The organism is Methylorubrum rhodinum, assembly GCF_014199935.1.
Taxonomy (GTDB): domain Bacteria; phylum Pseudomonadota; class Alphaproteobacteria; order Rhizobiales; family Beijerinckiaceae; genus Methylobacterium; species Methylobacterium rhodinum.
In genome coordinates this window covers 79,566-92,556 of the sequence record NZ_JACHOP010000007.1, presented here as the reverse complement: position 1 = coordinate 92,556, position 12,991 = coordinate 79,566, and the positions used below count along the sequence as shown (strand labels likewise).

11 protein-coding genes and 1 tRNA gene are annotated in these 12,991 nt (G+C 71.9%); 5 read left to right on the top strand and 7 right to left on the bottom strand.

Features of this window, described 5'->3' with window-relative positions; all coding sequences use genetic code 11:
* Positions 1-232: 232 nt before the first annotated feature.
* From HNR00_RS10815 to HNR00_RS10800, 4 genes are read right to left on the bottom strand one after another with little or no spacing between them, the layout of a single operon-like run.
* Positions 233-511, bottom strand: coding sequence for an RNA-binding S4 domain-containing protein (locus HNR00_RS10815; RefSeq protein ID WP_183569088.1), 279 nt, complete (start codon positions 509-511; stop codon positions 233-235).
* A 22-nt stretch (positions 512-533) separates the two neighbouring features.
* On the bottom strand, positions 534-3,983 hold the full coding sequence (locus HNR00_RS10810) for a helicase-related protein (protein WP_183569086.1): 3,450 nt from the start codon (positions 3,981-3,983) through the stop codon (positions 534-536).
* 53 nt (positions 3,984-4,036) lie between these two features.
* A complete protein-coding gene (locus HNR00_RS10805; protein WP_312886036.1) occupies positions 4,037-4,357 on the bottom strand; it encodes a hypothetical protein in 321 nt (106 codons plus the stop codon).
* Positions 4,358-4,376: 19 nt separating this feature from the next.
* On the bottom strand, positions 4,377-5,267 hold the full coding sequence (locus HNR00_RS10800) for a DUF3108 domain-containing protein (RefSeq protein WP_183569084.1): 891 nt from the start codon (positions 5,265-5,267) through the stop codon (positions 4,377-4,379).
* 395 nt (positions 5,268-5,662) lie between these two features.
* On the opposite strand from HNR00_RS10800, the gene HNR00_RS10795 reads away from it, so the two are divergent.
* Entirely contained in the window at positions 5,663-6,208 is a 546-nt protein-coding gene (locus tag HNR00_RS10795) for a heme NO-binding domain-containing protein (protein WP_183569082.1), read from the top strand.
* A 35-nt stretch (positions 6,209-6,243) separates the two neighbouring features.
* Positions 6,244-7,746 carry a putative bifunctional diguanylate cyclase/phosphodiesterase gene (locus HNR00_RS10790; protein WP_246390537.1) on the top strand — a complete coding sequence of 501 codons (1,503 nt, stop codon included), beginning with the start codon at positions 6,244-6,246 and terminating at the stop codon, positions 7,744-7,746.
* A gap of 60 nt (positions 7,747-7,806) precedes the next feature.
* Here HNR00_RS10790 and HNR00_RS10785 read toward each other — a convergent pair whose 3' ends face one another.
* The 3 genes from HNR00_RS10785 to otsB all read right to left on the bottom strand — a co-directional run bounded on the left by HNR00_RS10785 (position 7,807) and on the right by otsB (position 10,824).
* On the bottom strand, positions 7,807-8,805 hold the full coding sequence (locus HNR00_RS10785) for a glucokinase (RefSeq protein ID WP_183569078.1): 999 nt from the start codon (positions 8,803-8,805) through the stop codon (positions 7,807-7,809).
* A 159-nt stretch (positions 8,806-8,964) separates the two neighbouring features.
* Positions 8,965-9,933 (bottom strand): TIGR01777 family oxidoreductase, encoded by a 969-nt coding sequence (locus HNR00_RS10780; protein ID WP_183569076.1) that lies wholly within the window; start codon positions 9,931-9,933, stop codon positions 8,965-8,967.
* A gap of 135 nt (positions 9,934-10,068) precedes the next feature.
* Positions 10,069-10,824: a trehalose-phosphatase gene (gene otsB, locus HNR00_RS10775; RefSeq protein WP_183569074.1), complete on the bottom strand. Its 756-nt coding sequence runs from the start codon at positions 10,822-10,824 to the stop codon at positions 10,069-10,071.
* Between the two features lie 86 nt (positions 10,825-10,910).
* Between otsB and HNR00_RS10770 the strand changes: the two genes are divergently transcribed.
* The 3 genes from HNR00_RS10770 (at position 10,911) to HNR00_RS10760 (ending at position 12,895) form a co-directional block, all read left to right on the top strand.
* Positions 10,911-11,405: a DUF427 domain-containing protein gene (locus HNR00_RS10770; protein ID WP_183569072.1), complete on the top strand. Its 495-nt coding sequence runs from the start codon at positions 10,911-10,913 to the stop codon at positions 11,403-11,405.
* 74 nt (positions 11,406-11,479) lie between these two features.
* The gene (locus HNR00_RS10765) at positions 11,480-12,697 is read left to right on the top strand and encodes a serine hydrolase domain-containing protein (RefSeq protein ID WP_183569070.1); all 1,218 of its coding nucleotides are present in this window, start codon (positions 11,480-11,482) and stop codon (positions 12,695-12,697) included.
* Positions 12,698-12,818: 121 nt separating this feature from the next.
* Positions 12,819-12,895, top strand: a tRNA-Trp gene (locus tag HNR00_RS10760).
* Positions 12,896-12,991 lie beyond the last annotated feature (96 nt).

The following is a 12,991-nucleotide window of genomic DNA, read 5'->3' as shown; positions in this document are numbered from 1 at the left end:
ATCGCGGACACGCCGGCCGAGATGCCGGACGCAAAGGCGCCGCCCGCTTAGAGGCTTAAGCGGAGATGATCAAGCAGAGGATTTTTCCACGCAGGCCATGGGGTCCGGGCGGTAGCGCCCTACTGGACTGGCGTCCGCCAGTTCAACCTTCGAGCCGTCATTCCGGGGCCGCGTAGCGGAACCCGGAATGACGGCGCGAGGGGGGATGGCCGCGAACGATCACCTCATCCGCTCAGGGATCGAGAGCTTCCCCGACCGGCTCGTAGAGGCGCTGCGCCTCCGGCGCCCCGCCGCGGCGCTCGCCGAGGTCGAGGATGCGGACCAGCATCGTGCCGTGGGGGGCGGCCACCGTCAGCACGTCGCCGCAATGGACCGCCTTGGCCGGCGCCTGCGCCCGCATTCCGTTCACGCGGACATGGCCGTCCGCGACGAGGCGGGCCGCCATCGACCGGGTCCGGGCGAAGCGCGCGAACCACAGCCACTTGTCGAGGCGCTGGCGCGCCTCGCTCATCGCATCCGAGGGCGAAAAACCCTCAGCGCTTGCCCCCGTCCGATTCGAGCTTCGCCTTCAGGGCGGCGAGGGCCGCGAAGGGCGAATCGGGATCGGGCTGGCGCTCGCGGCGCGGCGGGCGCTGCTCGGCATTCGGGCGGCGGTTGTCGTCGCGGCGGCGATTATCGTCGTTGCGATCATGCCGGTTGCGCGGACCGCCGTCGCGGCGCGGGCCGCCCTCGCCGCGGTTCTCGCCACGGCCTTCGCCCCTTGCTTCCGCCGGACGGGGCGGACGGCCGCCCTCGGGCCGGTCCTCGCGGGGACGGCGCGGGCCCTGGCCGTCGCCGCGGCCCTCGCCCGGACGCCCGTCGCGGCGACCGCCCTCGCGGCCTCCTTCACGCCCGCCTTCGCGACCGTCCTGGCGGCCTTGGCCGCGACCGTGGCGCGGGCCGGAATGGCGCTGCGGACGGTGCAGGTGCCACACCTCGATCGCCTCGGGTTCGGCCGGAGCGGCGGGCGCCTCCGCCTCTCCCAACGCCTCGGGGGTGGCGGCGTCCTCGGTCGGCACGGAGGAATCGGCGGCATCGACCGCCTCGACTTCGCCGGTCGCGGCGGCATCCTCGACGGCCTGCGCCGTCTCGGCCGGCATCGGGGCGGTGTCTTCGCCCGACGAAGCCTCGGCGCTCGGCGCGGACTCCGTCGGCGTCTCGGTGGTTTCCTCGCTCGGAGCGACCGCGGCCGGCTCCTCGGCAGCAGCCTCCGCCGGGGTTTCGGAGGCCGGCTCTTCGGCCTGGGGCTCGGACGCGCCCGGAGCGGGCGCATCCTCGGCGGCGCCTTCCGCGACGGGCGGGGTCTCGCCGTCCTGCTCCGCGGCCTCTGGCTGCGCGGCAGCGGTCTCCGCCTCGGACGGAGCCTCGGACTCCTGAGCGACCGCCTCATCGGAAGCGACAGCCTCCTGCGGCGCGGCATTCGCTGCGCGCGCGGCCGGCACGGTCGGGGCGGCGGCGATGAGCGGCACGGTGATGGCCGGGCCGGGGCGCGACTGCGCCACGTAGCCGAGCGACTTCAGGATCGAGGCGAAGTCCTCGCCCGAGCAGCCGACCAGCGAGGTCATGTTGACGGTCGCCACGAACCCGTCGCCGTCGGCGGTCCCGGCCGGGGGCTCGCCGACGGTGGTGCCGGGGCGGTAGGCGATGGCCGGGCGGATCAGGTCGGCCAGACGCTCCAGGATGTCGACGCGCACGGCGCGCTCGCCGCACACCCGGAAGCCGGCGGCGCGGTAGAGGCCCTTGGCGATGGCCGGATCGACCTTGATCGAGGTGCGCCCCGAACCGGCCAGATGCGCGATCTCGTCGAGCCCCGGCTGGTCGAGGCCGCCGTTCTTGAGCGCCCAGAGCTGGGCCGCGAGCGTGCGCGGCGCGGGCTTCAGGAGCGCGGGCAGGAAGATGTGGTAGGCGCCGAAGCGCACGCCGTGGCGGCGCAGGTTCGCCCGCCCGTCCTGATCGAGGCTGCGCATCTCGTGCGCGACCTTGGCGCGCTCCAGCACGCCCAAGGCCTCGACCACCTGATAGCCGATGCCGCGGGAAAGCCCCGTGAGGTCTGCGGCCGATTCGATCTCCATCAGCGGCCCGAGCAGGCGGGTGACGTGGGCGCGCAGCCACGCGGAGAGCCGCGCCTCGACCTTTTCGCGGGCGGGGCCCGCGAGGCTGTCGTCGGCCACCAGCCGGATGCCGGGCTCGAACAGCTTGTCGCCGGGCGTCAGCTTGGCGACCGGGTCGCCGGTCCAGCGGATCACGCCGTCGTGCGAGAGCACGAGTGCGGCGTCCGCCGCGGAGGCGAAGCGGTCGGCCCTCGCCTCGATCTCGCCGGCCAAGGCCTTCTCGGCGGCCGAGCGCAGGGTCTTGGCTTCGTGCCCCTCGGCCTGAGGGTCCGGCACGAATTGGAAGCCGTGCAGACGGCCCACATGTTGACCTTCGACGGTGACGTCACCGCCGGAGGTGATCTCGGCTTCCAGCATCGTCTTCTCTCTCAGGCGCCGCATCAGGACGCTGGTGCGCCTGTCGACGAAGCGGCTCGCAAGGCGCTCGTGCAGGGCGTCGGACAGCCTGTCCTCTACCCGACGCGTCTCGCCCTGCCAATGCAGAGGATCGAGCAACCAGTCGGGGCGATTCGCCACGAAGGTCCAGGTGCGGCCTTGGGCGATGCGCTGCGACAGGGCGTCGATGTCGCCGTCGGTGCGGTCGATCATCGCGACGTGCTGGGCGAACCAGTCGTTGGGGATGCGGCCGGCCATGCCGCGCATCAGGAAGCGGTAGAGCTGGGCCACGAGGTCGGCATGGGTCTGGGGATGGACTTTCCGATAGTCCGGCAGGCCGCAGGCGTCCCACAGGCGCCGCACCGCCGCCGGGCCCTTGGCGACGTCGCGGATGTCGTCTTCCCGCATCAGGATCTCGAACGCCTGCTGGTCCTCGCCCATGGGGGCGCGGGTCAGGCCCTGCTCCTGCGGATGCACGTCGAGGCTCGCCTGCAACGCCTCCAGCGAACCGAAATCGAGGTCGGGGTTGCGCCATTGCAGGATTCGCAGGGGCTCGAAGTCGTGGCTCTCCAGCGCCTCGATCATCTCCGGTTCGAAGGGCGGGCAGCGCCCCGTCGAGCCGAAGGTGCCGTCAGAAATGTGGCGGCCCGCGCGCCCCGCGATCTGGCCCATCTCGGCGGGCGTCAGCTTGCGGAAGCGGGTGCCGTCGTATTTCCAGTTGGCCGCGAAGGCCACGTGATCGACGTCGAGGTTGAGCCCCATGCCCACCGCGTCGGTGGCCACCAGATAATCGACGTCGCCGGACTGATACAGTTCGACCTGAGAGTTCCGGGTGCGGGGCGAGAGCGCGCCGAGCACCACCGCGGCGCCGCCGCGCTGGCGCCGGATCAGCTCGGCGATGGCGTAGACCTCCTCGGCCGAGAACGCGACGATCGCCGTGCGGTGGGGCAGGCGCGAGATCTTCTTCTCGCCCGCGAAGGTGAGCTGCGACAGGCGCGGCCGCGTCGTCGTCTGCACGCCGGGAATCAGCGATTCCACCAGCGGCTTCATCGTCGAGGAGCCGATCAGCAGCGTCTCCTCACGCCCGCGGCGGTAGAGCAGGCGGTCGGTGAAGACGTGGCCGCGGTCCATGTCAGCGGCGAGCTGGATCTCGTCGATCGCCACGAACGCGACTTCGAGGTCGCGCGGCATCGCCTCGATGGTGCAGATCCAGTAGCGCGGCCGGTCCGGTTTTATTTTCTCTTCACCGGTGACCAGGGCGACGTTCTCGACGCCCACCTTGGCGACGACGCGCAGATACACCTCGCGGGCCAAGAGCCGCAGCGGCAGGCCGATCATGCCGGTGGGATGCTGGAGCATCCGCTCGATGGAGAGGTGCGTCTTGCCCGTGTTGGTGGGCCCGAGCACCGCCGTGACGCCGCGCGCGCGGGATTCGCGGGAAAGATGGCGAAGCGTCATGCGGCGGGGGCGTTCCCTACGGCACGCAAGGCCGTCGGAGAGGCGGGAGACCGCTACGGGCGCGGGGTGTGGCCGCGGCGGCCCCCCTCATATGGGTCGCCGGGCGCCTGCCTGCCAACCGGGGCGCCGAGACCCGGATAGAGATGGATGTCGACGGGGGCCGGGGCCTGCGGGGCGAGGTCGGCGCAAAGCGTCTGCGGCACCGCCGTGAGCGGGCCGCGGCGGGGCGGGCGGTGCTCGATCACCTCGGCCGAGGAGAAGGCATCGGGGCCGCAATCTGGGCCGGCGGCGAGCGGACCGGCCTGGGCCGGGGCAGCGGCGAGGAGGGCGAGGCACGCGGCTCGGAGGCCGCGCCGCAAGGGGAGGGCGATCACGGCGTCGCCCCGTCGGTTCTCAGCGCCCCGAAAAACTGGCCTCGGCGACCGTCGCGGGCGCGGCCTCGCTGCCCTTGGCGGTGCTGGTGCCGGTCTGGGTCCAGCGGGTCGCCTCGATGATGTTGGTGCCGAGCGTGGTGCGGACCGCAATGCGCATCGGCACCAGCACCCGCGCCGCCTCGACGGGGGCGAGCCAGACCGACATGTCGCGGTTCTCCTCCATGAAGCGCACGCCGGGCCGGTCGGCGCGGTGGCCGGCGATGGCGACGTAGCGGGCGTTGCAGACCAGCACCGGGCCGCTGTAGCCGGGCTTCTGCACCTCGCGGGTCTCGCCGTAGCTCAAGACCACGTCGAAGCGGGTCGCGCCGTCGAACACGGGCAGGGTCCGGTTGCAGTTCTCGGGGTCGAGGAGCGCGCCCTTGGTGCGGGCGGGCATCGCCAGCGCGCTCGCCGGATCGACCACGCCGCGCTTGGCCGCCGCCGTCACGGGCACGCGGTCGCCGGTGTCGAGCAGCGGCGGGGTCACCTCGGCCTGGGTGACGTTGCCGCTCGCCAGCGCCATGCGCACGGCGATGCCGGAATTGCTGGTGCGGGTGGCGATCGAGAAGGCGCTCGGCAGCGGGGCCTGCGCCAGCGTGCCGCTGGAGCGGGCCGAGCCCTGGCCGCCGGTCACCGCGCCGACGAGGCCGGTCAGCACCGCCGACACGTCCATGCGGTAGCGCGGGCCCTCAAAAGCGCCGGTGAGCTGGGCGTTGCCGATCGGGATGCCGGCGAGGTTGACGCTGTAGTCGATCGTCACCCCGGCCGCCGCGCGGGCCTTGGCCGAGCGCGGCGCGGCCTGCGCGGCCGCCGGCACGGCCAGGGCCACGAGGAGGATGGGGCAGGCGCGAAGGAAGGGCTTGGCGCGCATGGTCGGACTCTGGACGGCTCCACGCTCCCGGCCCGCCTCGGGACGAGGCCGCCGGGATGCTCGGGTTATCGCGCCGCCATGGTTAACAGACCGTTGGATCGACGCCAGCCATCTCCGGCCGGAAGAGTAGGGCGGCGGGACGCCCCGCAGGGGAGGCGGCAAGCATTTCGTGGGTTGCGCGCAATCGAGTACAGTCGCCGCGACAGGCCCGTCCGTATCGGGAAAGCGTTCTCACCAAGCTTCCCGCGGCGATGCGAGATCGGATGCCGGGCCCGCGCCGCCGTGTGTTTTTCAGCCGGCCGAAGACATCTTATCGAATCGGTTCGGGCTACCTTAACCCGATCGTAAATCTCATCGGTCAGCGTCTCGAGAAAGATCAGCATCGGCGAGCGATCATGAAGGGCGTGGTTTTCACCGAATTCCTGGACTTCGTGTCCGGATCGCTCGGCGCCGACATGGCGGACGACATCATCGACGACGCCGACGTGGCGAGCGGGGGTGCCTACACGGCGGTCGGCACCTATCCGCACACGGAGATGCAGGCCCTCGTCGTCGCCCTGGCGCACCGCACCGGCACGCCGGCGCCGGACTTGCTACGGCTGTTCGGCAGCCACCTGTGCCGCCGCTTCGTCGCGAAGTACCCGGAATTCTTCGAGGCGAAGACGAGCCTGTTCGACTTCCTCGACAGCGTCGACGGCCACATCCACGTCGAGGTGCACAAGCTCTACCCCGATGCCGAGCTGCCGGTGTTCCGCCTCAACCGCCGGGGCGCGGACACGATCGACCTCGACTACGAGAGCTGCCGCCCGCTCGAGGCGCTGGCGGAGGGCATGATCCGCGCGGCCGCCGACCATTACCGGCAGCCCGTCGCCATCGACACGTCGCGGGTGGAGGAGGAGGCCGGCAGCTTCGTGCGCTTCTCCATCCAGCACGCCGCCTGACATCCATGCCGCCGGAGGCCGACATCTCTCAAGATATGCCCGATGCCGACGAGCGCATCCGGCGCCTGGAGCGCCGGATCGCCCGCGAGCGCTCGGCCCGCGCCGAGGCCGAGGCGCTGCTGGAGGCCAAGTCGCGCGAACTCTACGACCTCAACCAGCAGCTCGGCCGCTTCGCCGCGGAGCTGGAGGGGCGCGTCGAGGAGCGCACCCGCGAGCTGGCCTGCGCCCGCGAGCACGCCCTCGAACTCGCCGAGCGCGACCAGCTCACCGGCCTGGCCAACCGCACCCGGTTCACCCGCGCACTGGAGGAGAGCATCGTCGCCTCGCGCCGCGACGGACGGCGCTTCGCCCTGTTCCTGCTCGACCTCGACCGCTTCAAGGACATCAACGACAGCCTCGGCCACGAGGCCGGCGACGTCTTCCTCCAGCGCACGGCCCGCCGCCTCAGACTGATCTTCGGCCGGGATGCCGTGGTGGCCCGTCTCGGCGGCGACGAGTTCGCCGCCCTCCTGCCAGCGCGGCCGGAGACCGACCTCGTCCGTATCGGCGAAAGCGTCATCCGCGCGGTCCGCCGGCCGCTTCCCCACCGGGGGCGCAGCCTCGAAGCCTCGTGCTCGATCGGCATCGCCGTCTTCCCCGAGGACGCGCGCAGCGGCAGCGACCTGCAGCGCTTCGCCGACATCGCCCTCTATCGCTCGAAGGCGAGCCGCGGCGTCGCGACCCGGTTCGATCCCGCCATGAGCCGCGCGATCGAGGCGCGGCACGCGCTCGGCAGCGACTTCGTCCAGGCGATCCGGGACGGCGGCATCGAGCCGTGGTTCCAGCCGATCGTCGACGGGGCGAGCTGCCGCACGGTCGGGGTCGAGGCGCTCGCCCGCTGGACCCATCCCACCCTCGGCTTCCTCTCGCCCGCCGCCTTCCTCGGGCTGGCCGAGGAGCGCGGGCTGATGCACGACCTGTTCGCGGCGATGATGCGCCGGGCCTGCCCGCTCGCGCGCACGTGGATTCGGGCGGGGCGGCTCGACTACCTCTCGATCAACCTCTCGCCGAGCCAGTTCAAGCTCGGCTCGGTCGCCGACGACGTGATCGCGCTGCTCGCCGAGCTCGACTTCCCGCCCCAGGCGCTCACCGTCGAGGTCACCGAGGAGGTGCTGCTCAACGATCTGGCCCGGGCACGGGTGCAGCTCGAACGGCTCGCCGCCCACGGTGTGCGGATCGCGCTCGACGATTTCGGGATCGGCTACTCGAATATCGGCTACCTGCGCCAATTGCCGATCCAGACGCTCAAGCTCGACCGTCTGCTGACCCAGGACGTCGCCACGGAGCACAAGGCCCGCTCCATCCTCAGCGCCATCGTGCAGATCGCCCGGGCGCTCGACCTCCACATGGTCTCGGAGGGCGTGGAGGATTCCTCGCAGGCCCTGTGGCTGACCCATCTCGGCTGCCGCTCCCTGCAGGGCTACCTGTTCGGCCGCCCGATGCCGGCCGACGCCTTCGCGACCCATCTCGGGCTCGATCCTCTCCGTCGGATCGCCTGAGCTTCGCGCTCGCCTCAGGCGCAAGCGTTGGCGGCCACGGCCGCGGCCCGCTCCCCAGCCTCAGCCGCCCGCCGTCCAGACCTGCCCGTGATAGACGAAGCGCCCGCCCTCGCTGGCGAGCGCGGCGAGGCCGCCGAAGGCCGGGTCCTTCACGGTGATGACGCTGGTCGGGATCGCCCGCATCTGCGCGGCGAACGGCGCCTTGCGCTCGAACGCCGCGCGGAAGCCGCCCTCGCGCAGCACCGGCACGATCCGCGGGGCGATGCCGCCGCCGATATAGACGCCCCCCGTCGCCAGGAAGGTCAGTGCCAGGTCGCCGCAGACGCGGCCGAGCAGCTTGCCGAACAGCTCCAGAGCCTCGCGCGCATGGGGATCCTCGCCCGAGAGGCCGGTGCGGGTGATCTCGGCGGGATCGAGGGCGCCGCCGCCGCCCGCGCGCACAGCCCGGATCGCCGCGTGCAGCCGCGACAGGCCGGAGCCGGACAGCAGCGTCTCGACGGTGACGCGGTCGTCGGTGCGCTCGATGCCGGACCAGATCTCCGCTTCCGCGTCGTCGGTGGGCCCGAGATCGGTGTGGCCGGCCTCGGTCGAGACGATGGCGAGGCGATCCTCGTAGGGCACGAGCGCCGCCGCGCCGAAGCCGGTGCCGGGCCCGAGCACGAGGCGCGGCCCCCGCGCATCGCCGATCTCGGGGCCGATCTGGGTCAGGTCGTCGGGGGCGATGGCGGCCGCGCCCGCCGCCACCGGCACGTAGTCGTTGACGACCGTCACCCGCGACAGGCCGAAATCCCGGCCGATCGCCGCGCCCTCGACCACCCAATGGGCGTTGGTGAGCTGGACCGCGGGCGCGTCGACCCGGCCGGCGATGGCGAGGATCGCCGAGCGCGGGGCCGGCGCCCCGCTCTTCCCGAGCGAGGTCCGGATCGCCGCGCTCGGATCGGCATGGCCCGCCGTCGGCTCGTGGGAGAGGACGCGGGCGGCCTCGCCCCGCGCCTCGATCAGGCCGAAGCGGGCGTTCGTCCCGCCGATATCGCCGACCAGCACCGGAAATTCGAACATCGATGTCGCCGTCTTCTTGCCGTCTCGTGCCGCCCCGACGTCGGCGGAGGGTTCTGTAAACGCACCTGCGCCGTCAAGAGGCCCCGCCCCGTATCCCGGACGGGTTCGCACGCCCCGACGGGGCGCGAAAAAGCCGAGGCCCGGAGGTAGGGACGGCGGTCAGACGCTGATCTTCACGAGATCGTCCAGCGCCGCATCGAGATCGGGGAATCGAAAACGGTAGCCGGAGGCGAGCGTCCGTTTCGGGCGCACCAATTGCCCCTCCAGCAGGATCGACGAGCGCTCCCCGCCCACCACGCGCTCGATCAGCCATCCCGGGGCGCGCCACGTGATCGGGCGGCGCAGATGCCGGGCGAACGCACGGATGAAGGTTTCATGCGGGACGATGCCGGGTGACACGGCGTTGAAGCGCCCATCGAGATCCCGGCGATCGATGACGTGCAGCAGAATGCCCGTCACGTCGTCGATGTGGATCCACGGGAACGGCTGGCGCCCCGACCCGATGACCGGCCCCAGTCCGAGGCAGAAGGGCAGCCGGATGATCGGCAGGAAGCCTCGGGCTCGCCCGACCCGCCATAGCCGGCCGAGCGCGCTCTCGCGCGTGACCGATCCCAGCACGATGCCCATCCGCAGGCGGACGTGGCGGACCCGGCTTGTGTCCACGCCCTCGGCCGCCGCCTCCCACAGCCCGACGAGTTCGGCCGGAAAGTCGAGGCCCATCGGGCGCGAATCCTCGTCGAGCTCGGGATAGGCGTCGCGCGCGCCGACCTCGGTTGTGCCGTAGAAGCACTTGCCCGCCGTCGAGACGAAGACCTCGGGCGGACGCAGGCCGGCATTGATGGCGGCAACCAGCGTGCGGGTGGTCTGCACGCGCGATTGGATCACCTCCTCCCGGTAGGCCGCATTCCAGCGGCGCCACGGGTTGAGGATGTGCTGTCCAGCGAGGTTCACCACCGCATCGCAGTCGGGCAGGCCGTCGCGGGCGAGCACGTCCCAGGTGAGGCGGTCCGATCCGGGGACGCGCGAGATCCAGGTGACGCGGTCGCCGCGTGCCCTGAGGGCGTTGGTGAGCGCGCGGCCCACGAAGCCGGACCCACCCCCGATGACGATGTGGCGCGCATGACTCATGGTCCGGAGGCTAACGCCACCCGCTTAACGATCCATGGCGCCGTCGAAGACAACTTTGGCGGTGGGCGTCCTGCGCGAGCCCGGAGGGCGTTTTCCCCGGGGGCGTCCTTTCTGCCGGTCGATCGAAAGCCGCCGTCAGGCCTCCGGTAGCGCGTCCGGATCGATCGCCTCGCCCTCGGCCCAGGCGGAGAGCAGCGCGCGCACGTCGGCGGGCGTGGCGAGGCGGCGGCCCGCCACCGTCTCGCCGTCGCCGATCCGCACGCTGATCCCGCCATCCTCGTTGACCGAGGCGAAGGCGATCTCGTCGGTGCGGTCGTCGCCCATGAAGATCGCGCGGCGGCCGGCATAGGGGGCGGCCTCGCCGAAGGCGCGGATGGCGTGGCCCTTGGTGGCGTCGGCCGGCACGATCTCGCCCACCGCCTTGCCGAGCTGGAGCCGGTAGGCGCCGCCGAGATCGGCCGCCACCGCCTTGACGATGGCCTCGGCGGCCTCGGCATCCGCGGGCGCGGCGAGCCGCCAATGGACCGCGACCGAGGCGCCCTTGTCCTCGATCAGCACCGCCTCGTAGCGGGCGGTCTCGGCATGGAGCCGCTCGACGCCGGCGCGCAGGTCGGGATGGTCCTCGGGGCGCCCGCCGCTCACGATGCCGTCGACCCGCCGCTCGACCCCGTGCAGGCCCGCCACGTCGAACCGGGCGGGCTTCAGGAAGTCGTCGATCACCGCGACCGGCCGTCCGGTCACGATCGCGAGCGCCCCGCCGAGCCGGTCGCGCAGCCGCTCCAGCGCCGGCACGAGGTCGGGATCGACCCGCACCGCGTCGGGGCGCGGCGCGATCTCGACCAGGGTGCCGTCGAAATCGAGGAACAGGGCGTAATCGGCGATCTCGCTCACGGCGTCGTCCTTCTCCCGAGGTCTCTTCGCGCTAGCATGAGGGCGAGCCGCGACAAACCGGTGATACGACACCAACGGAGGCGCCCGTGCGGCCCATCCCCATCCGCCCCGGCCCCGGACAGGAGAGCGTCTGGGACTATCCCCGCCCGCCCCGGCTGGAGCCGGTGCCTGAGCGGCTGACGGTCATCCTCGGCGGGCAGACCATCGCCTCGACCACGATGGGCTTCCGCGTGCTGGAGACGAGCCACCCGCCGACCTACTACTTCCCGCCGGACGACATCGCCGCGGGCGTGCTCGGGCCGCCGCGCCGGGCCGGGATCTGCGAGTGGAAGGGCCGCGCCGTGCTGTTCGACGTGACCGGCGGCGGTAGCCAAGCACCGGGCGCGGCCTGGGCCTACCCGGATCCGACGCCGGACTTCCGCAGAATCGCCGGCTACGTCGCCTTCTATGCCGGGCCGATGGAGACCTGCCTCGTCGGCGACGTGCGGGCCGCGCCGCAGCCCGGCGGCTTCTACGGCGGCTGGATCACGCCGAACCTCGTCGGCCCGTTCAAGGGCGGGCCCGGCACGATGGGGTGGTGACGGATTTCGGGCTGGCCCCAATCCGCCACTGGCCGCTACACCGGCCGCGAAGACATCAGAGCAAGGAACCGCCCATGCCGGTCGAGATCGATCCCAAGGCCGTCGGCCTCTGCCCCGACCGGCTGGAGCGGGTCGATGCGTGGATGCGCGGCTATGTCGAGACGGGCCGGCTCGCCGGGCTCTCGGTCGCGGTGATGCGCGGCGGGAGAACCGCCTTCTTCCGCGCCCACGGCCATGCCGACCTCGCGCGGCAAAAACCGTTCGCGGCGGACACCATCACCCGCATCTACTCGATGACGAAGCCGCTGACCTCGCTCGCGGTGCTGATGCTCTACGAGGAGGGCCGGTTCCAGCTCGACGATCCGGTGGCGCGGTTCCTACCCGAGTTCTCCGAGATGCGGGTGATGGTCGGCGGCAACCGCGCCAAGCTCGAGACCGTACCGGCGCTGCGCCCGATCACGATCCGCGACCTCCTCACCCATACCAGCGGCCTGACCTACGGCTTCATGGAGGCGACGCTGGTCGATGCGCTCTACCGCGCCCACGAGATCGACTTCCAGACCTCGAAGCTCAGCCTCGGCGAACTCGTCGGCAAGCTGGCGCAGCAGCCGCTGCTCGCCCAGCCGGGGGCCGAGTGGAACTATTCGGTGGCCACCGACGTCCTCGGCCACCTCGTCGCGGTGGTCTCCGGCCTCGACTTCGCCGCGTTCATGCGGGAGCGCATCCTGCGTCCGCTCGCCATGCACGACACCGACTTTTCCGTGCCGGAGAACAAGCAGCCGCGCTTTGCCGCCAACTACATCTTCGACCGCGAGGGCAAGCTCCGCCTCTACGACGACAGCACCGACAGCAAGTTCTTGCGGGTTCCGCCGCTGGCCTCGGGCGGCGGCGGGCTGGTCTCGACGACCGACGATTATCTCCGCTTCTGCCGCATGATCCTGAACCGCGGCGCGCTCGACGGCGTGCGGCTGCTGGGGCGCAAGACCGTCGACCTGATGCTGACGAACCACCTGCCGGGCGACCTCGCCGCGATGGGCCAGCCGCGCTTCGCCGAATCGTCCTACACCGGCATCGGCTTCGGCCTCGGCTTCTCGGTGATGCTCGACCCCGCCGCCGCGCAGATCGTCGGCACGCCGGGCGAAGTCGCCTGGGGCGGGGTGGCGAGCACCTCGTTCTGGATCGACCCCGCCGAGGACATGGCGGTGGTGCTGCAGGCCCAGCTCGTGCCGTCCTCGGCGCTGCCCCTTCGGCGCGAATTGCGGGTGCTGACCTACGCCGCCCTGGTGGATTGAGCATCTCGACGGAGCATCGGATCGAAGGGCGGGGCCTGTCCGCTGCGCAGTCGTCGCAAGCGCAAGTCTCTTGCGTCCGCGCGCATGTTCCGGCATGACGCGAGCCGCGCCTCGGCGCCGTAGGAGTGTAGCTCAACTGGTCAGAGCACCGGTCTCCAAAACCGGGGGTTGGGGGTTCGAGTCCCTCCACTCCTGCCACGCGGCCCTGGTCCGCGGTCCCTGCCACGGGCGCCCTCCACCGTCCCACCCGCTCACGTCCCGGCCCATCGACAAGCCGCATCTCTTGCGCTAGAG

Excerpts from the sequence above, each read along its gene's own strand:
- HNR00_RS10815 (WP_183569088.1), bottom strand. The coding sequence starts at position 511 with ATGAGCGAGGCGCGCCAGCGCCTCGACAAGTGGCTGTGGTTCGCGCGC.
- HNR00_RS10810 (WP_183569086.1), bottom strand. The coding sequence starts at position 3,983 with ATGACGCTTCGCCATCTTTCCCGCGAATCCCGCGCGCGCGGCGTCACG.
- HNR00_RS10800 (WP_183569084.1), bottom strand. The coding sequence starts at position 5,267 with ATGCGCGCCAAGCCCTTCCTTCGCGCCTGCCCCATCCTCCTCGTGGCC.
- HNR00_RS10795 (WP_183569082.1), top strand. The coding sequence starts at position 5,663 with ATGAAGGGCGTGGTTTTCACCGAATTCCTGGACTTCGTGTCCGGATCG.
- HNR00_RS10790 (WP_246390537.1), top strand. The coding sequence starts at position 6,244 with ATGCCCGATGCCGACGAGCGCATCCGGCGCCTGGAGCGCCGGATCGCC.
- HNR00_RS10785 (WP_183569078.1), bottom strand. The coding sequence starts at position 8,805 with ATGTTCGAATTTCCGGTGCTGGTCGGCGATATCGGCGGGACGAACGCC.
- HNR00_RS10780 (WP_183569076.1), bottom strand. The coding sequence starts at position 9,933 with ATGAGTCATGCGCGCCACATCGTCATCGGGGGTGGGTCCGGCTTCGTG.
- HNR00_RS10765 (WP_183569070.1), top strand. The coding sequence starts at position 11,480 with ATGCCGGTCGAGATCGATCCCAAGGCCGTCGGCCTCTGCCCCGACCGG.